The organism is Spirosoma aerophilum (genome assembly GCF_054782495.1).
On the sequence record NZ_BAAGSJ010000013.1, the window covers coordinates 1,388,620 to 1,414,383 of the forward strand.

Here is a 25,764-nt window from a genome sequence, read left to right on the forward strand (position 1 = left end):
GCCCCAACGGTCCAACTTCACTCTTTCGCTCTTTCACTCTTTAGTTTAAAGTCCTGTCGCTACGGTTTTGGCACCGCGTTCGCCGATAAGCTTCTGACGAACATCCAGTTGCCGGTATAAACCAAGGGGGTTTAAGGAAGCCCCCGCCCGCCGACGGGCTTCCGCCACGAGGGGGCGTACATCGGTACGGAACGCATCCTGCAGGATCTCCTGCGCCCGAACAGCATCATTGGCTTCACGGGCTTCTTCCAACGCTTCACGATCCACCAGCAGGGCCTGTGCATAGGCAAGCTGAATCGCTTCGACCGACTGAAGCAGGTCTTCAAGCGGGTCTTTTACGTTATGGCTGGCGTCGATCATCCAACCCAGGTCTTTAGCGTGGTTCATTCCTTTGGCATCCAAACCATCCACCAGCTCGGTGAAAATCAGGAATAACTGATAGGGTTTAATACTACCCGCCGTCAGGTCATCATCGCCGTACTTGGAATCGTTGAAATGGAAGCCGCCCAATTTGCCCTGATGCAACAGGATCGCCACAATCTGCTCGATGTTCGCATTGGGCAGGTGGTGACCCAGATCAACCAGCGTGTACGCTTTGGGGCCGAGCTTGTTGGCGTACAGGAAGCTGCTGCCCCAATCGCCAACGGTCATCGAATAGAAATTAGGCTCGAAGGCTTTGTATTCCACGAACATCTTCCAGTCAGCGGGCAAAGCGGCATAAATCTCTTCCAGGCTGGCGAGCGTCCGGTCAAAGGCCTTCCGGAAGTTCAGCTGGCCGGGAAAGCAGGAGCCATCGGATAACCAAACGGTCAACGCATCGGAACCCAGGGCAACGCCATGCCGGATAACCTCAATGTTATGGTCGATGGCCTGCTGGCGAACGGCGGGGTCAGTATGCTGCAACGAACCAAATTTATAGCTCTGTTCAGCATCGGGCTGATCCTGAAATGTGTTAGAGTTAACCGCATCGAAACGCAATCCGTGCTGAGCCGCCAGTTGCTTGATTGCCTGAGGGTCGGTTGGGATATCCCAGGGAATGTGCAGCGAAATAGCCCCACTGGCACGGTTCAGGGCATGAAGCAGTCCTACATCGGCGATCTTCTCCTCCAGACTGCGAGGCTCTCCCCCACCCGGAAAGCGCCCGAAACGGGTACCGCCCGTTCCCAACGCCCAACTGGGAATAGCAATCTGAAAATCAATGAGTTTTTGGATAACCGGCTCGGCCTTGGCGACCTCCTGTGTCCAGTATGATAATTTACGCTGATGGCCTTCCAGTAACGTTTGGTTATAAGCCGCGATATGTTCAGGTTCGAGTTGCATGAGGGTTTAAGCGAAAATGGATCGTATAAAATGTAAAATGAATAATGGATAATGAATGAGAGATAACCATTATTCATTTTACATAATCCATTATCCATTAAATATTTACCGGACGAACGCCATGGCGACGCCACCATCCACGTTCAGGACGTTGCCGGTTGATTTGGCCAGCAAACCGTTCGTGAACGCCAGACAGGCATTGGCGATATCGTCGGGTAAAATAATCTCGTTCAGCAAGGTGCGCTTGGCGTAGTAAGCAGGTAGTTCAGGCACCGTAATGCCGTAGGCTTTGGCGCGACCCTCAGCCCAGGCACCCGCCCAGATTTTCGAGTCGGAAATTACCGCATCGGGATTGACAACGTTTACCCGGATATGGTCTTTCCCCAGTTCAGCTGCGTTCAGTCGGCTCAGATGCAGTTGGGCGGCTTTTGCCGATCCATACCCGGCATTATTCGGTCCCGAAACCAGGGCATTTTTACTGACAATGTTCAGGACATCGCCCCCCAATTTCTGCTTCCGCATGATCTCTACGGCCTGTTGGGTTACCAGGAACTGCCCTTTCACCAGAACGTCGTACAGCAAATCCCAGTCTTTTTCAGTATGCTCTTCAATGGGCTTGGAGATACTTAGTCCGGCACAGTTGACCACAATATCAACGCCACCAAAGGCCAGTGCAGCGGCACTAAATGCGTTAGCGATGGTCTCTGAACTGGTTACGTCCAGCAATGCCGCCGTATAGGCATCCTTACCGTATTGCTGTTGAAACTCTTCTTTGGCACCTGCCAGCCGGTCAGCGTCGTTGTCGTTGATCACCACAACGGCTCCTTCGGCCAGAAATGTTTTGGCAATGGCTTTACCTATCCCTCCTGCGCTGCCCGTAATGAGGGCAATTTTACCGGACAACGGTTTTGGCTTGGGCATCCGTTGAAGTTTTGCTTCTTCGAGCAGCCAGTATTCGATATCAAAGGCTTCCTGCTCGGGTAAACCCACGTAGTCTGAAATGGCTTCAGCGCCCTTCATTACGTTGATGGCGTTGGTATAAAATTCAGCAGCTACCCGCGCCGTTTGTTTGTCTTTGGCGAAGGTGAACATACCCACGCCCGGCAGCAGAATGACAACCGGATTCGGGTCGCGAATGGCGGGACTATTATCATGCTTACACCGCTCGTAATAAGCCGTGTAATCCGCGCGGTAATCGGCAAATGCCTTGTCCAGATAGACACCACTTTCTTCAGAGGACAACTGGGCCGGGTCCAGAACCAGCGGGCGAATTTTGGTGCGCAGAAAGTGATCCGGACAGCTGGTACCCAGGCGAGCCAGACGGGGCAAGTCATTCGAGTTGACGAACTCGAGCACCCGCTCATCGTCGGTAAAATGCCCAATCATCCGGCGATGTCCGGACGCCAGTCCACGCAGTGTAGGCATCAGCGCAGCCGCTTGCTGCTTGCGGGCGTCGGCATCCGTATTTTCGCGGGCCGGACCACCAAAAACGGGCCTTTTTGTTCCGTAGTTTTTATTGAGGAATTCAGATGCCTGCTCAATCACTTCGAGCGTATTCATATACGACTCATACGACGTATCGCCCCAAGTAAACAGACCGTGTCCGCCGAGGATGACACCCCGCAGGTTCGGATTATTCTTGACGGTTTCTTCAAGCTTCAGGCCCAGGTCGAAACCGGGGCGCTGCCAGGGGAGCCAGGCCATTTTATCTCCCCATATCTCATGCATAATGGCTTCACCATCCCGGCTGGCGGCAATAGCAATCAGCGCATCAGGGTGAAGGTGATCAATATGTTTGAAGGGCAATAAGCCATGCAACGGCGTATCAATGGAGGGAGCGGCACATTTTGGATCGAACAGGCAATGATCGAAAAGACCAACCATCTCATCTTCGAAGGCAAGTCCCCGGTATCGGTTTTTTAACGCATGCAGACGATCAACATACAGGTTAGCACAGCCTTTTTTGGTCAATGTGCCAATGTCGCCCCCTGAGCCTTTCACCCACATCACTTCAACCGGTTCGCCCGTAAGTGGATTGGTTTCCAGCAATTTAACAGATGTATTTCCACCGGCATAGTTCGTCAGGCGCAGGTCAGCTCCAAGCAGATTAGAGCGATAAATAAATAAAGCGACTTCGTCACCTGCCAATTCTGCCGCCTTTTGATCATCCCAGAGGTAGCTAACGTAGTTGAACGCTTGCGTCGTATTCATAGAAATTTAGTAAGTAGTATCTATCTGCAATCTTGTTTTAGACAAAGTAAGCTTTTTTTGTTTTCTCCTGCTTCATGTACTCTCCTGTTAGACTTATTAAAAAATTGGGTCATCTACGAATCGCTGGATTTACCAAATTAAACAGGAGGGAGCAGGTAAGTTGACGGAGCTTTAGACGATAAATTTGAAAAAACGAAGAAAAAGTGGCTGTATTCCTTGGTGTAATTTTTCATGCGCTGGGCGGCTTTGCCTCCGGCAGTTTCTATCTACCCTACAAAAAAGTTCGAGGCTGGGCCTGGGAAAGTTATTGGCTGGTTGGCGGCCTATTCTCCTGGTTGGCAGCTCCCCTGATATTGGGGTCCCTTACTGTTCCAAACCTGTTTGGTGTGCTAAAGCAAGCGTCCAGCGACACCATTTTCTGGACCTATTTATGGGGGGTTCTTTGGGGCTTCGGCGGTTTAACGTTTGGACTGGCGATGCGCTATCTGGGCCTTTCACTAGGTATGGCTGTTACACTGGGCCTCTGTGCAGTTTTTGGCACGTTGGTGCCGCCTATCTGGCAGGGTCAGTTTGGTCAACTGGTCAGCACGACGTCCGGGCAGGTTATTATGCTCGGTCTGGCAATTTGTGTACTGGGCATTTCCATTTGCGGGGTCGCCGGTATGATGAAGGAACGCTCGTTATCGGATGAGCAGAAAAAGTCAGTCATTGCCGAGTTCGACATTCGCAAGGGGCTGATGGTTGCCGTTTTTTCGGGGATCATGAGCGCCTGCTTTTCGTTCGGACTGACGGCCGGGCAGCCCATTGCTGACCTGGCGGTCAAAAACGGAACGGATCCGCTGTATATGAACAATGCCGCGCTGGTCATAATCCTGCTCGGTGGCCTGACCACAAACGCCATCTGGACGATCTATTTGAATATCAAAAATCGTACGTATACGGATTACAGTAACATTAGCACGCCGATTCTTACGAATATTATTTTCTGCGCTATGGCTGGGTTCTGCTGGTACTTCCAGTTTTTCTTTTACGGCATGGGCGATAGTAAAATGGGCGAGTATCGCTTTTCGGGCTGGACCCTTCACATGGCTTTTATCATTGCCTTCAGCAGTTTTTGGGGACTCTACCTGCACGAATGGCGGGGCGCAAACAAATCAACCATGCGCACCATCTCACTGGGCATTCTTATGGTTGTTCTGTCGACCGTAGTCGTCGGGGTGGGTAATTATCTGGCTGAATAATCGGACGAAAGAATCTAAGTTGAGGGGGTAAAAGGGTAGCCATCTGTTTTATTGGCTACCCTTTTACCCCCTCAACTCATTTTTGACAGATGCAGACCAAGAACTGTTAATTCAACGCTTTCTCTTAATACTTGACATGAATAATGGGTTGATTAACTTAAAATCTAGCTTATACGCAGTTATCACCCACGTTATACAGCAATTAGATCAAAAAGATCTAGCCTGGATTCTGATCTTCAGTTAAACGAATGCTAACCTGCATTTAGCCATTATTCACATTACTTACTAACTTTCTGGAAAGTTAGTATCCTCATTTTTTAAAGAATCACTTCGTTCGGGTCAACTCTATGTTTAGACAAGCCGTCTTCTTTTTGTTTTTAGTGATTTTTCTGCCGTTCCATCGCACGGCAAATGGCCAGGGTAATCCGGCCCAAAAACAAAATGACGAATGGAAGCTGGAGAAAGATAAAAACGGAATTCAGGTCTATTCAAGACATTTAGACAACTCCAGACTGAAAGAGGTAAAAGTTGTGTGTGATATAAAGGGTACCCTTAATCAGCTTGTAGCCTTTATATTTGATATTGATCGGTATAAAGAGGTTGTGTACCGGGTAAAAGACTCCTATCTGGTTCGTAAGGTAAGCGACCGGGAATTTTACTATTACAATGAAACGTCCATGCCGTGGCCCGTTCAGAACCGGGATCTGGTGCTCCACATGACCCTCCAGCAGGAAAAAGATACCCGAATCGTTTATATACATGCCGATAATGTGCCCGGCATGTTACCCGAAAAGAAAGGTAAGGTCCGGGTACCGAGTTGGTACTCGTTATGGACAGTGCAGGAGACGGACAATCATCGACTCAAGATCAATTATGTTTTTCAGGTAGATCCGGGTGGCGAATTACCCGTATGGTTAGTGAACGCAACCGTAGCTGTTGGCCCTTATCAATCCTTCTCCATGATTGAGGAAACCCTTAAACAGCCTCAATATCAAGGAAAAACGTTTAGCTTTTTAAAACCCTGAACCCTAAAAACCGAAATCCGGCGGAGCGGGCTGCTTACGTTGCCCACTCCGCCGTATTCCGGTTCATAAAAACTCTTTAGAATAACTCCTGTCCTATTTTCATCACGTTGTCAGCCTTGCCCATGGTGTAAAAATGCAGGACGGGAGCACCGGCCGCAATGAGTTCGCGACCTTGCTGAATACACCACTCCACCCCCACCTGCCGGGCCTGCTGGTCATTCTCACAGGCTTCAACAGCCCGAACTAAATCATCGGGCATTTCGAGATGGAATAACTTCGGTAATATCTGGAGCTGCTTGCGGGTGCTTAGTGGCTTGAGACCGGGAATAATGGGCACTGTAATACCCTCCTGTCGACAACGATCGACAAAATCAAGGTACTTCTTATTATCGAAGAACATTTGCGTTACGATATAATCAGCCCCTTTGTCGATCTTTTGCTTCAGGAACTGAAAGTCGGTATCGTGGTCGGAAGCTTCAAAATGTTTTTCGGGATAAGCCGCAACACCGATACAGAAGTTACTGGGTGCCAAGGCGGTATCTTCTTCGTGGAGGTAGATACCCCGATTCATGTTGGCTACCTGCTCTACCAGCTCACTGGCGTACATATACCCGTTTTCTTTCGCTTTAAACGTTGAAAAAGGTTTGGCCGGGTCGCCCCGGAGCACCAGCGCATTGTCGATACCGAGGTAATGCAGGTCAATCAGAAAGTCTTCGGTTTCTTCGCGCGAAAACCCGCCACAGAGCACATGAGGGACCGCATCGACACCAAAGCGGTGCATAATGGCCGCACAGATCCCCACAGTTCCCGGCCGTTTCCGGGTCACGATCTTCTGAATGGTTCCGTCGGGCAAAGGCCGCTCTATGTATTCTTCGCGATGGTAAGTAACATCAATGAACGGCGGCTTGAACTCCATAAGCGGCTCAATATTATCGAGCAGACTTTTCAGATTGTCGCCTTTGATAGGCGGGATTACTTCAATCGAAAAAATGGGTTTGCCGTTAGCGGCCTTGATGTGATCGGTAATTTTAGTCATCAGTCAGTAAAGGCAGCCCCAGAATGGAGCCAGGCAATAGTGGGTCAAAGTTAACGGGAAAACACGGCTAACCGCATGTAAATTCCATTGGCAGCGCCGTTGCTCCAGGGTTGCACATCGAGCCGACGGCCTAACGCAGTTTGGTTTTTCACCTGATGCAACTTAGGAATCCCCCAGCCGACCAGCGATCCATACAAGGCGCCGGTAATCAGGTCTGTCGGGTAATGCAGGCCGGCTTCGTAGCGGAGGGCCGACGTGGCCGTTGCCAGTCCAAGCGACCCTATCCAAACGTAGGGCTTCAGGCGGGAATGCGGAAAATAGTGACCAAACACTTCACCCGTAAAAACAGCCGTAGCAAAGCTGATAGTAGCATGACCCGAGAAAAACGACTGACTGGCATCACGGGTGAGTTTTTCGTCGAGTGGGGCTATTTCATTGTAGACAAACGGGCGGGGCCGCTGGGTGATGGCTTTTACCGTTCGTTCAATACCGCTGGATAAGGCCAGCGTTTCAATGAACATGACCGCCACGGTTTTAACATCCTGCCGCATGGATTTCCCTCCAATCGTAACCAGCCCCAGCAGGGCAGCATTACCGGCCAGCGTCACATCGCTCAGCCGGTCGGCGGAGGTAGACCAGTGATAGGTGGCCTGACGGTCAAAGCTGTTTACATCGGCCCGGCTAAGTCTGGACACTTCCGTAGGCGTCAACGGATCAACCGTGGTGCCAAGAGCAATCGACGTTCCATAGGCCAGCGCACCTGCACCCAGCAGGGTCAGTTCACGACCGGTCTTTAATTCATAGGGCGATTGGCCAAAAGAAACAAGGAAGGAGGACTGAAAAAGGATGAACGAGAAAATAAGGGAACAACTTTTTTTATGCGTGAATTGTAAGAATACCATACTCCTGTTCATCCGTTTAATTCAGAAAGTTTACACCACTTTTACTACTTCCGGTTCGTTTGCCAGATATACCATAACACCTTCCACCTCCGGAAAGCCCATTTCGCGATACAGATTCGTGAAATACTTTAACGAATCAGCGGGGTTATACGTTTCAGATGGCTCCGGCAATGAATCGTCTACTGGTGACGCAACGAGTGCAGGCACCGACTCATATTGCACCAGCACGATGTGTCCATCGGGAAAATGAACGACCCGATGCGGAGCCCCATGCATGCGTCGACTGCTCAATATTGTCCGATCTGTGTCGATGCGAAGAGTCGAGTCGAACAGCGAAGTAAGCGACGGGTGTGATACAATGGCAGTAAGGGTTTGCTTTAACTCACCAGACTCCATCTGACGAACCAGTCCCTCGCTCACCAGTTGACGAAGAACTTTGTCGATACTTTCCGGCCCTTTGATCAGGCTAAGCGCAGCACATAATTTGCGATCCCGCTCGCGGGTACGCTCAAACGTGGCGACGTCAAACATCCGGTCGGCCTGTCGGCGGAGTTGCAGATCCTGACTCCGATGGCCGCTGACAATCTCTTCCAGAAAAATTTCATCCGTGACACCGCTGTCTTTCTGATGCGTTTCTGAATCCGAACACAGGCTGATCTGGTAGCTGAACTGGCCATCCTGCCACGCACAGCCGCAGTTACGGGCTACATCACTGTCGCGCAGGAATGCATGCAACCAGTGGCTAATGGTATTGGGTTGCCCTTTGGTAAAATCCTTCGCTTCACTGATCACATAGAGCCTGTCGGTCGGGCGGGTAAAGGCCACGTAGAGCAGGTTCATATTTTCCAGAAAGGTGCGGGTATACTCATTTTCGTACTGATCGGCTATGGACCGGGGGGTACTTTTCAGTTTACTGGTCGTATTGGCCGGAGCCGATAACAACCGGGTAATCTCGCCCGTACTATTTTCGTGAGCCAGCGCATCGGTACGAATGCCGGTCAGATCGAGCCAGATCGTACTGTCATTGATCGGCTCCACTTTCCAGTTGGCAAACGGGATGATCACCACCGGAAACTCCAGTCCCTTCGAGCGGTGAACAGTCTGGATACTAACGGCATTCCGGGCGTTACCCTCCACGGAAATCTTTTGCCTGACACCCTCCCAGTACAGCAGGAAATCACTGAGGTGACCGCTGCGTTTCTGATTGAACGCCAGCACTTCATCCAGAAACCGGAACAGAAACGGGTTATGTTCCGACTGGTTGAAAAGCCCGAACTGGGCCGTCAGTCGCTCGGCGAGTTCGTAAGGATTCAGTTGGCCCATGGCATACGGGTCGAGCGGATAACCTTCTTCGGCCAGGTAGGCGTAGGTCGCATCAATATCGCCCTCCGCAATGGTCCGGAGTTTACCGGTTAGGGCATCGTCCGGGAAAATACCCCGCACCACCCGGTGAAACAGGTACAGCAGTTCATAGCGCAGGAGCCGCTGGTCTGGACGCTGGAGAAGTTGCATCAGCGTCACCAGCCACTTGACCGGGTCAGAAAACTCCAGCGACAGAGAATCTGCCGAAACCAGTGGAATTCGCTGCGCGTTCAGTTCATTGGCTAAGGCTTTGGCATGTGATTTTTTGCGGCAGAGAATGGCGATGTCGCCGTAGTTATACCCCTCAGCCAGGGATTTTTTTAAATGCTCGATTGTTTTATCAAGCATCTGGGCGGTTAGGTCAGCATCGGCTTCTTCATCTTTGGCCACGAAGTCGATCTGTACATGCCCGGCTTTTTTGGCTTTAGGCTGGGCCTGCTGGTGAAACAGCTGCTCGGTGTCAAAAACGTCGGCAAGCTTTGGGTGCTGATTTTCGAATTTTCGGGCAGTAAACTCGAAGAAGTCATTGTTGAACCGAACAATAGGTTCGGCACTTCGCCAGTTGGTATTCAGCATTTCCGGTTCCAGATGCCCATCGAGCATGTCGATCCGGTCTGCTGTCCAGGAGCCGGGGTTATGCGCCTGTTTCAGGCTGTCAAGATCTTTCCGGTGCAACGACACGATCTGATCCATATCGCCCCCCCGGAAACGATAAATAGCCTGCTTCCCATCCCCTACCGCCAGGTTAAAATGCTCGGAGCCAAGGGCGTTTTCGATCAATGGCAGAAGATTGGCAAACTGAAGCCGGGAGGTATCCTGAAACTCGTCGATCAGAATATGATTGTACTTCGTGCCCAGTCGCTCGTAGAGAAACGGCACGGGTTCAGTGGCAACGATATTCAGGATTTTCTTATTAAACTCGGAAATATGCACCCGCCCGTCTTTTCTGAGCAGATCATCAAACTCAACGCGTATCTGTTTCAGCAACGCCAGCTTCTGCAAATGCGGCAGCAGACACTCGAACAACGTGACCTGATTGCCCTGTTCACTCCGAATGGTCAGTATCCGGGAAATGCAGTCACCCAGTTCAGCAGCCATGCTATCGATCATAGCCTGAACGGGCTTAGGCGCTTTTTTTGTGTACCAGTCCCCGTTATTCAACGCGTTGAGCACCCGGGCACCCGCATCGCGCTGGGCATTCCCCTCCGCGATAGCTTTAAAAAAACCACCCACGCCACTGGCGCCGAAGCTAAAATCCGTTTCATCGAGCCCAGCCTCCGTAATGAGCTTCCAGGCCCGTTTCCCCTGACTGACAATGTCAGCTTCAACCTGTTGATTATGCGTTAGGAGTTGGTTTCTGATGGCCCGCAGCGCCGTCGGCGACAGCTCCTGCGCGGCATTCACCGCTTCGTAAAACTGGTCGGAGGTGAGGTTGCGACCAAACTCTTTCAGCAATTCGGGGAGTTGGTTCCAGCTTTTTCCTTCGGCGGCCGTGTGGGTGTAGTACTCGCTGAGGATGGTCGTAATTTCGTCCATTTCATCGGTACCCGCTTTCTCAATGAGGTTGTCGATGGCCAGTTCGAGGACTTCATCCGTTTCCAGTTCAACTTCAAACGAATAAGGCAAGCCCAGTTCGTCGGTAAACGCGGTGACGACTCGCTGGGTGAACGAGTCGATGGTAGTGACGCTGAAATCGGCGTAGCGGTGCAAAATCGTCCTGAATACGTTGGAAGCTTTTTGCCGCAACTCGCTTTTGGCGACAGCAAAGGCATCGGTCCCTGGCTCCTCCCCAAACAGTTCAACGACAAGATCATTCAGCAACGGCGACTCCTTCGTTCCGGCAATACCTGACAGGTTTTCCAAAATCCGGTTCTTCATCTCATTGGCAGCCGCATTCGTAAACGTAACCGCCAGGATCCGCCGGAAATAGTCCTCCTTTTCCTTCGGCCGTAATGCCAGTTTGAGGTACTCCTTCGTGAGCGTGTATGTCTTCCCCGACCCAGCCGAGGAACTGTATATTTTGAACATGGTCGTTGAGGAGTTAGTCGGTAAGTCAGTAAGCGGCTGCGCCTAAGTCGGTAAGTGGCTGACGCTAGAGTATTGCTTTCACCAATTCACTGACGGGCTGCGGTGCGGTCAGCCACTTACCGACTTAGGCGCAGCCGCTTACTGACTTGCCAACTAGTTAAAAATTATACCTCAACCCTATCCCTGTATTGAGGCTTAGGAAAAACGGCGACTGGAGGAGTTCCACGTACGCGCCCGTTTCCAGAAAGAATGAATAGGGTTTGTTGACCGGAAAAAACTCCAGCCCGCCAATTCCCGATCCACCCAGAGATAAGGTACTCTGGTAATCGCCGTTGAGCCGAAGCGGATACGTTTTGCGGTTGTTAATCTGACCGCCAAAGCCATAATAAGCCCGTAAACTTTCGCTTTTGGTAAGGGCTTTATGCCAGAGGTAATGACCCTGAACGGTCAGCCCAAGCGTTTTGTAATCACCCGGGCCATAACTGCGCTTTGTGCCGTACAAGCCACCGTAGGTCCCGATATTCAGGTCGAATGCGTGATTGTTGCCAAAATACTTTCGAATATTTACCCCCGATGGTTCACCCAAACGGAAACCTACCGACCAGTTGTTGTATTGTGCCCAGCCTGCAGTTGATGTGATGAACCCAATAAACAAAACCAGTACTGAGGTTATCAAGGATTTTTTCATAGAGATTATTTATGTTCGTCCTACTTAGACCACCCGCCTAGATGGATGTAACACAGCGGCTTATCCGTTCCTGGTGTTTATTTAAGCATTCGATACCAACTCCGGCTTCGTAGCTTCGTCGCCCGTGCCCAGCGGCAGGTTTGTTGGCGAAGGAGCTTCAGGCATTTGCCGAAGTACGGCCATTAGCCGTTCGTTCTCGGCCGAGGTACCCACCGAAATACGCAGACAGCCGTCGCATAGTTTCACTTTGGAGCGATCCCGAACAATTACCTGCTGCTCGATCAGATACTCGAATGTCGCTTTGGCATCAGCAAACTGAACCAGCAAAAAGTTCGCGTCAGAAGGATGTACCCACTGCACAGTAGACAATGAACGAAGGCTTTCTGCCAGGTGCAGCCGTTCGGATAAAATTTCGGCAACCATCTGGTTCTTGCGGGCTTCGTGGGTTAGGGCTTCCAGTGCCAGTGCCTGCGTGGGCGCCGAAATGTTATAGGGCGGTTTGATTTTATTTAACACGCCAATAAGCTCCTCCGATGCGAAACACATACCTAACCGCAAAGCGGCCAGCCCCCAGGCTTTCGAGAAGGTTTGCAGCACCACCAGGTTCGGGTAGTTGTCCAGCTCACTCGTCCAGGAAGGCGTATCGGCAAAGTCGATATAGGCTTCATCGACAATCACAAGCGACTGATCGGTGGCGTCGAGGATAGTCCGAATAGCGTCGGCATGAAGCAGATTACCCGATGGATTATTCGGCGAACAGATCCAGATGAGTTTCGTCTTTTCCGTAATGGCCGACAACACGGCATCGGTATCCAGCTGAAAATCGGGGGTAAGCGGGACTTTAATGACAGTAACATCATTCACGGCTGCCGACACCTCATACATGCCATAAGTTGGCGGCATAATCAGAATTGAATCCGTTCCGCCGGGTGTGCAGGTAGCCCGAACCAGTAAGTCAATGGGCTCGTCGGAGCCGTTACCCAGAAAGATCTGATTGGGTCGAACGCCCTTGATGGGGGCCAGCCGTTGCTTGATGGCGCCCTGGTGCGGGTCGGGGTATCGGTTATAACTCCCCTGGGTGGTATTGTCCGTCGACACGGCAGAGCCCAGCGGGTTTTCGTTTGCATCTAAAAATACGCCCTCTGTACCGGTATACTCGTCACGGGCGGACGAATAGGGCGTCAGGGTCAGAATGTGCGGGCGGAGGAGGTTGTTGAGACTGAACATTGGTAACTAGATCACGTAAAAATCACGTAAATATACCGCCTTCCCGCCGACCTAACCAGTTTCCCAATTAAAACAACCTCACCCTACCCGACGAATCGTATACTTTATTTTCCCATCCATTGCTTGAAGTCACTCACCTTCTCACGGCTCACGAGGGCTTCTTTTTCAAATACCGGTCTCAGCACCAGGGCCAGCCGATTACCAAAATAAGGCTGAATCTGCTCTACGGCCTGATGCGTAACAATAACACCCCGGTTTACCCGAAAGAAGCGCGACGGGTCGAGGGCATCCGACAGTTCATCGAGCGTGTAGTCGACTAGAAACTTCTGTCCATTGTGCATTGTAAAGAAGCTATACCGCTCATCTGTAAAGAAATAGGCGATATCGCTCACCTCTACCGACAGCATCCGCTGCCCCTGCCGTACCAGAAAACGCTGCCGGTAGTCCCGGGCAGTTTGAATCTGAAGTTGCTGCAATAGTTTTTCGATATTAAAGCTCGGCGACTCGACTGAGCGGGTGCGCAGATCTTCGTACTTTTTGAGACTACGCTGTAAGTCTTCCCGCTGAACGGGTTTTAGCAGATAGTCGATGCTGTTAACTTTAAACGCCTGTAACGCATACTCGTCGTAGGAAGTGGTGAATATAACGGTACTGCGCACCGTCGTTCGCTCGAAAATTTCGAAACTTTGCCCATCGGCCAATTCTATATCCAGGAAGATCAGGTCGGGTTCAGGTTCTCCTTTTGACCGGCGGTTTTCCAGCCAGTTTACGGTATCGTCAATACTGGCAGTTACGCCAGCTACTTCCAGTTCGGGGGCGACCTCCTGAAGCAACTTCCGGAGTTTCCGAACGGCTAATTCTTCATCTTCAACCAATAGGGCATTCATACGTTGATTTGCGTTTTTGTCAGTAGAGGTAAGGTAACGGTAAAAAAATCGGGCCCGGCTTCAATGGCGATCTCCGGACAACCCAACAGCCGGTATTTGGCCTGTATATTCATCAGTCCGACCTGTCTGGACTCAAACCGGTTCAGACCCGACCGAATGTTTTTTCGCTGGAGGTTATTTCGGACGATCAGCTGGCCCCGGTTGGTTGTCAAAATGTCAATCTGTAAGGGTTGGCTCTCCAGAATTACGTTGTGCTTGACGGCGTTTTCGACCAGTAGCTGAAGGGTTAGCGGGGGAAGTCGATGCTGGCGAAACTGCTCATCGACCGCAATTGTCAGGCGTAATCCCTCCGCGTGGCGGGTCTTCAGCAAGTGGAAGTACGACTCAATGAATGCCAATTCCTTACTCAGTTCGGTCAATGAGTCACCATACCCTTCGTCAAAAGCAGCATCAATAGCCTGACCATTCGTACCCTTAGCAGACGCTTGCTGCACTGGTGGACAGTCCGGCTGAAGCATATACCGATACACGCTGGCCAGTTGATCGACAAAAGCCTCCGCTCGCTGCGGTTCATCGGCAATAAGCGACGAAAGGGAGTTCAAACTATTGAACAGAAAATGGGGGTTGACCTGATTTCTCAATCCATGCAGTTGTCCCTGCAAGGTTTCTTTTTTGAGTTTTTCGGTATTGATCTGGTGCTGCTGCCACCGGTGAAGTGAATAAGAAATCTCGTAAATACCCACCAAGAGAAGAATGGCAATAAAATCGAATCCATATACCGAATGGACAGTGTCGTAGGTAAGTTGCGATCCAAACGGACGATACCGAATAAAGAACCAGATATATACCAACAAGAATGAGCCCGACAAGGCCACAAATGCCAACACCATCAGACCAGCCCGAATAACCGTTTGCCGCAGATCGGGAAAGCGATTGGCAATGGCATTTGCCGCCCAGTCGTGCGATATGAACGCCACCGTCGATAACAGCCAGACAAACAGGGTGGCACCGACAAACGTCTGAAGCCGTTGCAGATATGCCGGACCGACGAGCAGGTAACTGATCAGGGGTACGAACCACGGCATCAGCAATAGGTACGACCAGCCCCCACGAGTCGTCAGGCGTAGCCAACGGCGAATATGGTCAAAATAGGTCGTTTTCATGGGGACAATCTTTTCTCTCAGCTACGACCTGAACAGGCCGAACAGTATTGCTTTTTCCGCTGAATAAATATAGGTATCACGTGGTCAACCTGGCCAGTACAAACTGGTTCAACCGGGCAAATCAGGGGATGAATTGAGGTACTGATCGGTTAGTTTGATGCACAATCTCTTGCCGTTAGTAAAGGGATAGCCACTTGAAAGCCGGTCTCTTTGGCCGTAACCAGAATTTGTTTTTCACTTAAAAAGCGGTATTTACCGGTCAACTCCTCCAGATGTGTCTGCCGTTTCTCAAATCTGTTGCTCTCTTTGTACCGGTTGTTCGACATCAATAACCAGCCGTCGTCGGTTATGTCGAGCTGCACTCGTAACGGCTTTTCGTCCTTGATTCCATTGAATTGAATAGCATTATCGAGCAGGATCTGAAGACTGAGCGGAGGCAGACTAAAAGCTGATGAAAGGGTTTTATTCAGGGAAGGCCACTCGATTTGAAGACCACGACCGTAGTGTATTTGAAGGAGATCGACATACGCCTTCATGAACGCAAGTTCGGCATCAAGGGTAACCAACTCCCCCGGACTGGTGATGGTCGAGGGATCGGCCCGTCGCCCGGGTTGCAGCATGTAGCGGTAAACGAAGGCGAGTTTGTCGACAAACGCTTCGGCCTGTTCGGGTTCCTTTTTAATGAGCGCCTTCAGGGAATGGAGGGAATTGAACAAAAAGTACGGATTTAACTGCCCTTTCAGGGTGTCGTATTGACGCTGAATAACTTCCTGCTGCATCTGCTCTTCCTCCTTTAAATCTTTGTACCACTGCGTATACGTATACCCCAGCCCTAGTGCCATACACAGGAAAACGTCGAATATGAGCCCCAGTACCCAAATTGGCCGGAGGGCCGCCCAGCTAAACCGAACTCCGGTTGCTGGAATCAGGCTATACATCCAAACGTCGAATGCGGCCAACCCGATGGTGAAGGTGCTAACTAAGGTGAGCATAACCAGCATTCGGATCAAAGTTTGACTCGGTCTGGGAAACCGTTGAATCACTTGCCGAATGGTGATCGTAAGTATAACGACGGACAGCCAATAGAGACAGAAGACAACAAAAGTGCCGACCCCAAACAGGAATGGACTGGAAAAGTAGCGAGGCCCGATGAAGTAATAATTACCAACCGGAAAAAGAACCGGCATCATAAGCCAATGATACCACCACTCGTATTTTGAAAAAAAACGAGGTCGGCGGATCGGCCAGGTCAGTTGGTTAAGCCAGTCGGGATGGTTGGTCATTTTCAATCGAATCGACAAAAATGGACGTCATTCCCTCATATCTGATCCGGCAATTGCCCGGACCGTTAAAAAATCTGCCTGAAATGCGAAAAATAATGGATGAAGTGTCATTCAAAAAATGGACTTATTTACTCCAAAAGCGCCAAGCCCCCGGCAGAACCTGCCGGGGGGATTTGACTTGACGTATCGGTTAAGGGTCCAGGAAATGCAGTATCGGTTTTATTTGGTTGCCATCAGGGTAAACGAAGTACCGGCATCATCTTCACCGTCAATGCTGATTTTGCTTCCTTTTATTTTAGCGATAACATTGCCGTTGTAGCGCAATTCAATGTTTCCGTTATTGACCTCCGCAACCGTCACATCATCAGCCGAATCGTCGGCGAAGGCTTCGTTGGTCGACTTATTTACGATGGCCAACTGAATAGCAACCGTTGTGGCGGTTTGTCGGCTGAGGGTTATGGTCCCCTTCAGGTTGGTTTCACTGGCCGGATAAGTTTTACCACCGGCAACAATTTCGGAATACGTATAGGTACCAGCGACACGGGCAGCCAGGTCCGGCGCAGGATCTGAATTATCGCCCTTTTTACAGGAAGCAAGCGATACGGAGACCAGGAGAACAAGCCAAGCCGAAAAACGGAAGTAAGATATTGTTTTCATTTGTAGTTGTTGTTTATTGTTAAAAAAGAGGAAGGTTGTTGACAGCTCATCGGGTCAGTCAGGTCCCATGGCCACTGTCCGGTATTGGTTTTAAAAGACAATCGTGTTGTTTTCTGGAAATTAAAACTTCGCTGTCAGACCCACTTTAAGGGCCGAAACGCCATAACCAACTTCGGCAAAGGCCCCTACTTTAGGGCTGAACAGGTAGCGCGCACCGGCATGAATACCCAGCCAGATACCGCTATTGTAGCCATTGCCGTAATCGCTGTAGCTGTACCCGTAGGAGTCATGATAGCTGGCGTGACGGAAACCCAGGGATGCGCCTATATACGGGTCAAAACTGGCATTCTGCACATTCAGCGCGTCGCCCAGATGATAGGAAGCGCGGGCACCGGCATAAATGAAGGTGTATCCACCGGAATAGTAGCCGTAGTTGTAGCGGAAGTAATCAATGGAACCGCCAACCGAAACGTTGTTTTTTACATCCACTTCGGCCGATACCCCCAGTGGCAAACCGCCCCCATAGTAGGCTGCCAGACCAACACCGGCGTTCAGATACACATGTTTACCGCCACTTTGACGGCCTGTCGATGTTGGCCGACTGCGGGATGGCGCGGGTTGGGTTGTTGGCTGCGCATGGGTTTCCGTTTGACGGGCCACCACCGGTGCCGGAGCGGGTCTGGTAACGGGTGCCTCCTGCTGTGGTTCCTGTTTACCATTGGCCGTAGTTGTCGGAGCCGCAACGGCTGGTTTCTTTGCCGGGTTGGCAACCGGGCGAGTGGTTTTCGTCGCTGTAGTGGTACGCGTGGCTGATTTTACGGGTGCCTTTCGTACGGGTTGCTGGGCCAGAGCAGAACCAACCGAGAGTGTGAAGGCAAGCGCCAGGGTAGCTAATCGGGTAATCGTTTGCATGATTGATAGTCTGTTTTTAGTTTTTTTCAGAGGAACGATGCAAACCTACGATGACCGATAGGAGGCAAACCAGACGGGATTGCGTGAACTGAGGAATGAGCCGCATGAACTGGAAAATGTTCTCGCTGAAGCGATGCTCTTTTGAGCACAAAACCGGCTAAGAAAGTACCATTGGAGAAGAACCTGAAGCTGGTCAGGCCTGAGTTTCATGGCGGAAATTGTGCGGCTCAACCCGGCTATTGACCGTCCACATAATTGATACTCCACTAAATAGAGAGATCAAATGATTGCTAATGAGTTTTTTTATATTTGCTTATCCTCTTGAGAACCTTTCTATCCGATCAATGACGTACGAAGCCCTGTCTCCGCTCTTTCTGGGTATGGTCCTGGCAATGCTGCTGACGAACACCGTTCAGTGGTTTATGTATCGAGAGCGTATCTATGGCATTTACTCCGTATACACGCTCACCTGGGCACTTTATTTCACCGTCAATTTTTTCTACCTGCCCCCCAACATTGCCAATTTTGAGAAGTTGCTTCTCTCCTATTCGGGGTACATACTCTATCTGGAACTGGCTAAAATTTTTCTCAACCTGCAGGACCGCCCCAGGTTTCTGAGCTGGGTAACGCGGGTTCAATGGCTGCTGGTTTTCTATTGTGTTGTCAAAACGTATATCTACCTGTTCACCGATTTCTGGGAAACGTCTTTACATCAACTACTGCTGCAACCCGTCCGATTTGCCCTCCTGGGTGTGGGTAGTTACATTGTCTATTCTTTTTTCCGATCGAAGGATATGGTGGCCCGTTTCTTTGTAGCGGGCACTGCTTCCCTTTTGATCAACCATTCCGTAACGACCTTTTTACTCATTCGGTCCACCAACCTCGATACGCAGCTTCCCTTCTGGCAGCACCCCGACCTGTTCGTCCAGACGGGTGTGGTGCTTGATCTTATTTTCTTCGCTTTAGGCATTTCTTATCGACATCGCCGGGAAGCCGTCAATAAAGCGGTTATCGAAAAAGATCTGGAGCGCGAACGCGAACAGCGGCACCGCGAATACCTCGAAGCCGATCTGGCACTGCAACGGATGCAACAGGAAAAGACCGACATGCAGATGCGGGCTCTGCAAAGCCAGATAAACCCCCATTTTCTGTTTAACGGCTTAAATACGCTCTCGTCGTTAATTGATGAAAACCCGGTTCAGGCAGGCGAATTTGTCGATGAGTTATCAAAAGTGTACCGGTATCTGTTACGCAGTAACGAAAATGAGTTGACGACGCTACATGTGGAACTACGATTTATCAACTCGTACTTCCATCTGCTTAAAACCCGTTTTGGCACTTCGGTTAGTCTGGATATACAAGTCGATGAGACGTATAGGGATGCGCTGATTCCGCCCCTTACCTTGCAGTTGCTGGTGGAGAATGCGGTGAAGCATAATGTGGTGATATCCCAGAAGCCGCTGCACATTCGAATCAGAACAACGGGCGATAAACTCCTGATCGTGGAGAATAGTCTGCAACGCAAAACCCTGCGTGTAGAGTCGAATGGGGTTGGCCTGTCGAATATTACAGTCAAATACCAGCTTCTGAACCAACCACAACCCATCATTCAGGAACATGAAGGCTGGTTTCAGGTGAAACTTCCCCTATTGATGCATCAGCCCGTTTCGGCCAGCGTGTTCAATTATTAAGCGGCAGTTCCAGTATTACCATTCCCCGAACCTCTTCCAACATGACTGCAAACGACAGTCGATCGGTCCCGCAAGGCACAAAGCCCATGCGCTGGTAAAAGGCCAGCACCTTATGGCTGGTATCCATGGCCTTTAACCAGACAAGTTCTTTATTTAATGCTCTGGCGTGTGCAACCACAAATTGCATGGCCTGCTCTCCAATGCCCCGGCCAGTGGCGGCTTTCCGGAAATAAATTCGCTCCAATTCCAGCGCGTCGGCATTTGGCTGACAGGGGGATTGCTGGTTTTTATTGATCTTGATAAACCCAATCGGTTCTTCCTCATCGTGCACCAGGTAAAATTGAGCATTGGCATCGGCTAATTCCCGACGCAACACATCGGGCGAGAAGGAGCGCTCCATATACCAGACCCCGCCATCATGCCAAAGGTGCAGATAATGATCTGCATACGCCCGTTTTGCCACCGCTGCCAGCAACTCAGCATCGTCTATGGATACTAAATCAAACCGAAGTGTTGGTTGAATATGTCTGATTTGCATTAATTCCCGGGCGTTGGACGCCATTGAAAAGATCGTTCATCAATAGCCCGCATGGTACACAATACGCCGTTCAGGTGATCGTATTCATGCTGAATCAACTCCGACAGTCGCCAATCGGTTACGTCCCACGTTTGAGGTTGCCAATATTCATCCAGAAAGTGAAGGGTAAGCTGTTTATGCCTGCGTACATGCACCAGCAAGTTTGGAAAGCTCATACAGTCATCCCAGAGTTCATCGGTTTCGTCGCTCACCGTCACAAGTTCAGGGTTTATGATGATGGTGGGGCGATCGATATTCAGGTAGATCAGTCGTTTCATGATACCCAGTTGTGGGGCAGCAATGCCCCGCCCAAATTGATACTTCGCCCGTATTTCTTCCATCACGTTGTGCAGATCAGCCACCCAGTCGGCCACCAGCGGCAGCTCACTTTCCAGAACCGGTTCACAAGTTTCGTATAGGCGCGGGTCGCCCAGCAGCAAAAGATCGGCGAGGTGTTTCATGATTTTTGGTGTAATGAACGCTGTTTTGAAGACCGCTTATACCCAAGCCAAAGCAGAGCAACGAGACCTATCAGTACATATTTGAGCGTAGGTCTGAACCACAATCAGTAGGCTCGGGGTGGTTTGAAGGTTAGAGCTTCTTCTGCTATAGGCCTATTAATGACTGGTTGATAGCTGATACTTGTTTTAAAGGTCTCTTTCCCTGAAACATGTTCTTCATCGACCCGAATCAGCAAAAAAGTATGCCGATCAATCCAGAGCGTAGCTACATTCTTTTTCAAATAAACACCCGAAAGACGATAACACGATCTGTCACCCTGGGTATCGGTCCCCATCAACTTGACATTTTTTAACGAGTCGATACCCCATCCAGCACCAATGGGTTCAGACAGTAGTAAACCCGGAATTTTACGGGAGGATGTACCAGACACCCCCGTTGCCGATCCAAGTGCGTCTGTTAGTGTTTCTTGCTGACTTATTGATTCATTCATTGTCCACCACTGATGAACATTACCCCCCTGACGCCAGATAACCCGCTTATCAGGCAGGTCAAAAAAAGACTCGTTTTGGTTTTCATACCCGAACTTAAATTGGCCCGTAGCGCGATTGTAGGCCGTTTCGAACAGTTTTATCTGTATTCGTTCAGGATAAACCCGGTCTTCTTTGTAGAAACCGGTTTGCAAACGCCCTTGATCCTGGTATGTTTTTCCTTCCGCATACACCCGTAACATCCGCTCAAAAATCTGATTTCCAGAAAGCGTTTGGCTTAACGCAGGCATACACGTAAATAGCAGTAATGCGACGAACAGACTTGGGAAGATTCGATAATCCTGTTCCTGGTCCTTCGGTTCATCATTCATTTGAGTATTTGCTTTAAGGACTCGAGAACCGTGCTGATCTCTTCATCCGTATTGAAATAATGCGGAGAAATACGAATAGCCGCCGTTTTCATGCCCTTTCGGTCATAATCCAGAATAGCAGCTCCGTGTGTGCTGATGGACACGTTGATCTTTTTGGCCGATAATGCAACCTTAAGTTCAGCCGCCGGTTTGGTTTCGCTGATTAACGTAATGATACTGGACAGTTGCTTACCCTCATCCAGTAACCGCACACCCGGCAACTGGCTCAGTTGTCCACGGAGCGAAGCGCAGAGCACTGCATTGCGTTCGGCAATGGCTTCCAGACCAACGGCCAGGGCGTACCGGTGCGCTTCGGCTGCTCCCAATACCAGCGCATATGGGAACTCCCAGTCTTCAAACCGTTTGGCCGTTGGTTCCAGTTTATAGGTATCGGCCGTTTCCCAGGATGCCCCGTGAAGGTCTATAAATAACGGCGCCATGTTGGCCGTTAAAACTTTATCAGAAACATAGAGAAAACCCATCCCGCGCGGTCCACGCAGAAACTTGCGGCAGGTAGCGGTCAGAAAATCGCACTGAATCCGGCTCACATCAACCGGTAACTGCCCTACCGACTGACAGGCATCAACCAGATACAAGACATCCTGTTCGCGGCAAAGCTGCCCGATAGCTTCGACCGGCTGCACCAGACCCGAATTCGTTGGCACATGGGTAACGGCCACCAAACGCGGACGAAGTGCCTTGATCTTATCGGCCATATCCTCCACCGACACACCACCCGCTGGCTCATCGGCAGCCCGCACGATCTGAATACCAAAGCGGTTTTGCAGGGACAGAAATGCGATCTGGTTAGATACGTAATCATTGATCGTGGTCAGAATCACATCGCCCGGCTGAAACGGAATCGAAGATAAGGCACGGGCGTATGAGTCAGTGGCGTTTGCTGTGGCCGCTATATTGTCGGCGGTGGTATTCAACAAATCGGCCGTCGACACATAGAAATCCTGAATGGCATTTTTCCGAACCTCAGCGGCTTCATACCCGCCTATTTCCGCTTCGAGGATTATGTGCCGGGTGATGGCATCGATCACTGGCTGCGGCATCAGGGATGCACCGGCATTATTGACATGCAAAACGTGCTGAACACCGGGCGTTTCGGCGCGTAGAGTAGAGACATTAACCATAAACGGCAATAAATAGATTTATAGCACCGACTCCATCAAGATGACCTCCAGGCATTAACTGTCATCCCGCTGAAGTCGGGTAAATTATTAATCAGGATGGGAAGGTTATACAGTAAGCCTTTAGCGGCAATGATCAAATCGCCTAGCGAGCGTTTAGGCTGTTGACGCAAGCGAATGGCTGATTTGATGATCGTATTGGTAATTGGTAGAATCATTGTAATGATTCACCTACCTACCATAAGCAGCTATTTTTCTCGCCATCTCAACGAGTGTTAGCGTCTGGGCTTCCTTTTGCCTCTCTATTAGTCTGGCATTCAGCTTAGGCAACAACTTCATCAGCGAGGCTTCATCTTCCGGCCTATCTACTTCAATCAATAGCCGACTCATGACTTTTGAACCTTTAGCTAACAAGATAACAAAATCAAACCGGACTAACCTCCGTCAGACTGGCCAGCCGCAGGCTAACTGCCCGTTTGTGCGCGTCGAGTGATTCGGCCTCAGCCATCGCTTCAACGACGGGACCGAGCTGTTGAATACCTTCCTGTGTGATGTGCTGAATGGTAATCTTTTTGACAAAACTATCCAGCGATACGCCACTGTAGGCCCGGGCAAAACCGTTTGTTGGCAACGTGTGGTTCGTCCCGGATGCATAATCGCCAGCCGATTCGGGTGTGTAGTTGCCCAGGAAGATGGACCCGGCATTCACGATTTTCTCTGCTACCGATTCCGCGTTTTCGACGCTTAATATCAAGTGTTCGGCGGCATAGGCATTGAGCAGATCAATGGCATCGGCTTCGTTCTCAACCAGAATTGCTTTGCTGTTTTCGAGCGCTTTAGCGGCCAGTTCGCGTCGGGGTAGCTTGCTCAGTTGGGTGGGCAATACCAGATTGACCATAGACACTAGCTTTTTGCTGGTCGTCACCAACAGCACCTGACTGTCGGCACCGTGTTCGGCCTGCGAGAGCAGATCAGCCGCCACAAACGCCGGAATGGCTGAGTCATCCGCATAAACGGCGACTTCACTTGGGCCAGCGGGCATGTCGATCGCTACGCCTTCCTTCGCGACCAGCATCTTTGCCGATGTAACATACTGGTTACCGGGGCCAAAAATCTTGTAAACCTGAGGTACCGACTCGGTTCCATAGGCCATAGCCGCAATGGCCTGAGCCCCTCCTATCCGGAAAACCTTGGTAATACCAACGAGTTTGGCGGCAAAATAAATAGCGGGGTGATTACTGGGTGTACACAGAACCACTTCCCGGCAACCCGCCAGTTGTGCCGGAATACCCAGCATGAGTACCGTACTGAAGAGTGGTGCCGTACCACCGGGAATGTAAAGACCTACCTTCTCAATCCCGACACTTTTGCGCCAGCACATTACCCCCGGCATGGTTTCCACTTTCTCGATCGGTTGTTTTTGCCGCTCGTGAAAGAGCCGGATGTTCTGATACGCCTGCCGGATAGCCGACTTCAGTTCATCACTGAGTTGACCGTCGGCTTCATCCAGCGCCGACAACGGCACCTCCAGTCCGCCGTTAGACAGATCGACTTTATCAAACTTAAGCGCCAGTTCAAACAATGCCGAATCGCCCCCGGAACGCACCTGCGCCAAAATGGGTGCTACGGCAGCTTCAATCTGCTGTGTCGACTGCACCGGGCGGGCTAATAAAGCCGGCCATTCAGCACGGTCCGGAAATGGGATGATGTTCATGGAAAAAGTTGGTAAGTGGCTGCGCCTAAGTTAATAAGTCAGTAAGTGGTTTCGCTCGGGTCAGCAACAACCCCAAAAGCACGTTGACATATTGGGTACTTACTGACTTAGGCGCAGCCGCTTACCGACTGACTGACTCTTTTAATAGATCATTTTCTCAATCGGGATCACGAGAATGCCTTCGGCACCGGCGGCACGGATGGCTTCAATGTTTTCCCAGAACTCATTTTCATTTAATACCGAATGCACTGAACTCCAGCCTTCGGTAGCGAGAGGTGTCACTGTCGGGCTTTTCATACCGGGCAGCAGCGACGTTATCTGGTCGAGGGCGTGGTTCGGCGCATTCAGCACAATGTATTTATTGTTTTTTGCCGCCTGTACCGATTTGATGCGAAACAGCAGCTTGTCCAGTAACGCCTGCTTGTCGGCGTCGAGTTCGGGACGGGCAATGAGGATGGCTTCGGAGCGAAAGATCGTTTCCACTTCCTTCAGACCGTTGCTCATGAGCGTACTTCCCGAGCTGACAATATCACAAACGGCTTCGGCCAGACCGATGCTGGGTGCAATCTCTACGGAACCACTGATTTCGTGAATCTCGGCCCGCACTCCCTCGCCCGCCAGGTAATTACCCAGCAAATTCGGATAAGAAGTCGCAATGTTTTTACCCTCCAGATCCTGAATTCCGGTCCAGTCGGTACCGCGTGGGATGGCAATAGACAGGCGGCATTTCGAGAAGCCAAGCTTATGAACGGTCGATACCGGGCGACCGGTTTCAACGGCAACATTCTCGCCCACGATGCCCAAATCGGCTACACCATCTTCGACATAACCGGGAATATCATCGTCCCGAAGGAACAGAAATTCAGCGGGAAAATTTGACGATACCGATTTGAGTTTACCCGTACCATAGTCGAAACGGATGCCACACTCTTTAAAAAGCTGATACGAATCTTCGCTCAACCGACCGGATTTTTGAAGGGCAATGCGTAATACAGAAGACATTTTAGGATGTATTAAGTATGATGTATGTCATACAGTTCATGACCCCAATACTGTCGGTGTCAGGAAGTAGTGAATTGAATTAGGGAACAAAAGTACGCGAAAAACGGGGATGGACGCGTCCATAACTTGACACGTTGGCTTTGGAGCCTCAATGATGTCGACGATGTCGAAAAGGAGAATGGGTTGCCCGTTGGGAAATCATGGCGCAAAGGTAAGGAGTTCACTCGGCATGACCTACAACGTATCAAAAAACCTTACCACGCTACTCCTACCCCCTGCGAAGAACTTCTTATCTTTGTGAATGCTTTTGACACAGGAACAACAAACTATAAAGATTAA

Annotated in this window: 22 protein-coding genes; 3 read left to right on the forward strand and 19 right to left on the reverse strand. The window is 50.4% G+C overall.

Annotated elements, in window-relative coordinates; translation table 11 throughout:
• Window positions 1–45 precede the first annotated feature (45 nt).
• Window positions 46–1,320, reverse strand: a complete 1,275-nt coding sequence (locus ACYVK4_RS17180; protein WP_461128751.1) for a sugar isomerase — start codon at window positions 1,318–1,320, stop codon at window positions 46–48.
• Between the two features lie 105 nt (window positions 1,321–1,425).
• Window positions 1,426–3,531 (reverse strand): bifunctional aldolase/short-chain dehydrogenase, encoded by a 2,106-nt coding sequence (locus ACYVK4_RS17185; RefSeq protein ID WP_461128752.1) that lies wholly within the window; start codon window positions 3,529–3,531, stop codon window positions 1,426–1,428.
• A 203-nt stretch (window positions 3,532–3,734) separates the two neighbouring features.
• Here ACYVK4_RS17185 and rhaT point away from each other — a divergent pair, with 203 nt between their 5' ends.
• Window positions 3,735–4,772, forward strand: a complete 1,038-nt coding sequence (rhaT, locus tag ACYVK4_RS17190) for an L-rhamnose/proton symporter RhaT (protein ID WP_461128753.1) — start codon at window positions 3,735–3,737, stop codon at window positions 4,770–4,772.
• Between the two features lie 347 nt (window positions 4,773–5,119).
• On the forward strand, window positions 5,120–5,797 hold the full coding sequence (locus ACYVK4_RS17195; protein ID WP_461128754.1) for an START domain-containing protein: 678 nt from the start codon (window positions 5,120–5,122) through the stop codon (window positions 5,795–5,797).
• Between the two features lie 76 nt (window positions 5,798–5,873).
• Here the strand turns inward: ACYVK4_RS17195 and metF are convergent, their stop codons facing one another.
• The 10 genes from metF to ACYVK4_RS17245 all read right to left on the reverse strand — a co-directional run bounded on the left by metF (window position 5,874) and on the right by ACYVK4_RS17245 (window position 17,942).
• Window positions 5,874–6,833, reverse strand: coding sequence for a methylenetetrahydrofolate reductase [NAD(P)H] (gene metF / locus ACYVK4_RS17200; protein WP_461128755.1), 960 nt, complete (start codon window positions 6,831–6,833; stop codon window positions 5,874–5,876).
• 50 nt (window positions 6,834–6,883) lie between these two features.
• Window positions 6,884–7,735, reverse strand: a complete 852-nt coding sequence (locus tag ACYVK4_RS17205) for a phosphatase PAP2 family protein (RefSeq protein WP_461128756.1) — start codon at window positions 7,733–7,735, stop codon at window positions 6,884–6,886.
• A gap of 30 nt (window positions 7,736–7,765) precedes the next feature.
• Complete coding sequence (locus tag ACYVK4_RS17210; protein WP_461128757.1) at window positions 7,766–11,125, reverse strand: UvrD-helicase domain-containing protein; 3,360 nt, start codon at window positions 11,123–11,125, stop codon at window positions 7,766–7,768.
• 157 nt (window positions 11,126–11,282) lie between these two features.
• Window positions 11,283–11,813, reverse strand: a complete 531-nt coding sequence (locus tag ACYVK4_RS17215; protein ID WP_461128758.1) for a hypothetical protein — start codon at window positions 11,811–11,813, stop codon at window positions 11,283–11,285.
• A gap of 81 nt (window positions 11,814–11,894) precedes the next feature.
• Window positions 11,895–13,040, reverse strand: a complete 1,146-nt coding sequence (gene hisC, locus ACYVK4_RS17220; RefSeq protein WP_461128759.1) for a histidinol-phosphate transaminase — start codon at window positions 13,038–13,040, stop codon at window positions 11,895–11,897.
• A gap of 104 nt (window positions 13,041–13,144) precedes the next feature.
• On the reverse strand, window positions 13,145–13,927 hold the full coding sequence (locus ACYVK4_RS17225; protein ID WP_461128760.1) for a LytR/AlgR family response regulator transcription factor: 783 nt from the start codon (window positions 13,925–13,927) through the stop codon (window positions 13,145–13,147).
• Window positions 13,924–15,090: a sensor histidine kinase gene (locus ACYVK4_RS17230; RefSeq protein WP_461128761.1), complete on the reverse strand. Its 1,167-nt coding sequence runs from the start codon at window positions 15,088–15,090 to the stop codon at window positions 13,924–13,926. Before ACYVK4_RS17230 ends, ACYVK4_RS17225 begins: the two co-directional genes overlap by 4 nt.
• 149 nt (window positions 15,091–15,239) lie before the next feature.
• A complete protein-coding gene (locus tag ACYVK4_RS17235) occupies window positions 15,240–16,373 on the reverse strand; it encodes a sensor histidine kinase (RefSeq protein WP_461129611.1) in 1,134 nt (377 codons plus the stop codon).
• A gap of 219 nt (window positions 16,374–16,592) precedes the next feature.
• On the reverse strand, window positions 16,593–17,030 hold the full coding sequence (locus tag ACYVK4_RS17240) for a hypothetical protein (protein ID WP_461128762.1): 438 nt from the start codon (window positions 17,028–17,030) through the stop codon (window positions 16,593–16,595).
• A gap of 120 nt (window positions 17,031–17,150) precedes the next feature.
• Window positions 17,151–17,942 carry a hypothetical protein gene (locus tag ACYVK4_RS17245; protein ID WP_461128763.1) on the reverse strand — a complete coding sequence of 264 codons (792 nt, stop codon included), beginning with the start codon at window positions 17,940–17,942 and terminating at the stop codon, window positions 17,151–17,153.
• Between the two features lie 344 nt (window positions 17,943–18,286).
• Here ACYVK4_RS17245 and ACYVK4_RS17250 point away from each other — a divergent pair, with 344 nt between their 5' ends.
• Entirely contained in the window at window positions 18,287–19,633 is a 1,347-nt protein-coding gene (locus ACYVK4_RS17250) for a sensor histidine kinase (protein ID WP_461128764.1), read from the forward strand.
• On the opposite strand, the gene ACYVK4_RS17255 is transcribed toward ACYVK4_RS17250, so the two are convergent.
• The 7 genes from ACYVK4_RS17255 to hisG form a co-directional block, all read right to left on the reverse strand.
• Window positions 19,623–20,171 carry a GNAT family N-acetyltransferase gene (locus ACYVK4_RS17255; protein WP_461128765.1) on the reverse strand — a complete coding sequence of 183 codons (549 nt, stop codon included), beginning with the start codon at window positions 20,169–20,171 and terminating at the stop codon, window positions 19,623–19,625. The genes ACYVK4_RS17250 and ACYVK4_RS17255 overlap by 11 nt on opposite strands.
• Entirely contained in the window at window positions 20,171–20,671 is a 501-nt protein-coding gene (locus ACYVK4_RS17260) for a peptide deformylase (RefSeq protein ID WP_461128766.1), read from the reverse strand. Before ACYVK4_RS17260 ends, ACYVK4_RS17255 begins: the two co-directional genes overlap by 1 nt.
• Window positions 20,672–20,775: 104 nt before the next feature.
• Window positions 20,776–21,450: a hypothetical protein gene (locus ACYVK4_RS17265; RefSeq protein ID WP_461128767.1), complete on the reverse strand. Its 675-nt coding sequence runs from the start codon at window positions 21,448–21,450 to the stop codon at window positions 20,776–20,778.
• Between the two features lie 77 nt (window positions 21,451–21,527).
• Entirely contained in the window at window positions 21,528–22,712 is a 1,185-nt protein-coding gene (locus ACYVK4_RS17270) for an aminotransferase class V-fold PLP-dependent enzyme (protein ID WP_461128768.1), read from the reverse strand.
• 35 nt (window positions 22,713–22,747) lie between these two features.
• Window positions 22,748–22,927 carry a PIN domain-containing protein gene (locus tag ACYVK4_RS17275; RefSeq protein WP_461128769.1) on the reverse strand — a complete coding sequence of 60 codons (180 nt, stop codon included), beginning with the start codon at window positions 22,925–22,927 and terminating at the stop codon, window positions 22,748–22,750.
• 206 nt (window positions 22,928–23,133) lie between these two features.
• Window positions 23,134–24,423, reverse strand: coding sequence for a histidinol dehydrogenase (gene hisD / locus ACYVK4_RS17280; RefSeq protein ID WP_461128770.1), 1,290 nt, complete (start codon window positions 24,421–24,423; stop codon window positions 23,134–23,136).
• 141 nt (window positions 24,424–24,564) lie between these two features.
• Window positions 24,565–25,425: an ATP phosphoribosyltransferase gene (hisG, locus tag ACYVK4_RS17285; RefSeq protein WP_461128771.1), complete on the reverse strand. Its 861-nt coding sequence runs from the start codon at window positions 25,423–25,425 to the stop codon at window positions 24,565–24,567.
• Window positions 25,426–25,764 lie beyond the last annotated feature (339 nt).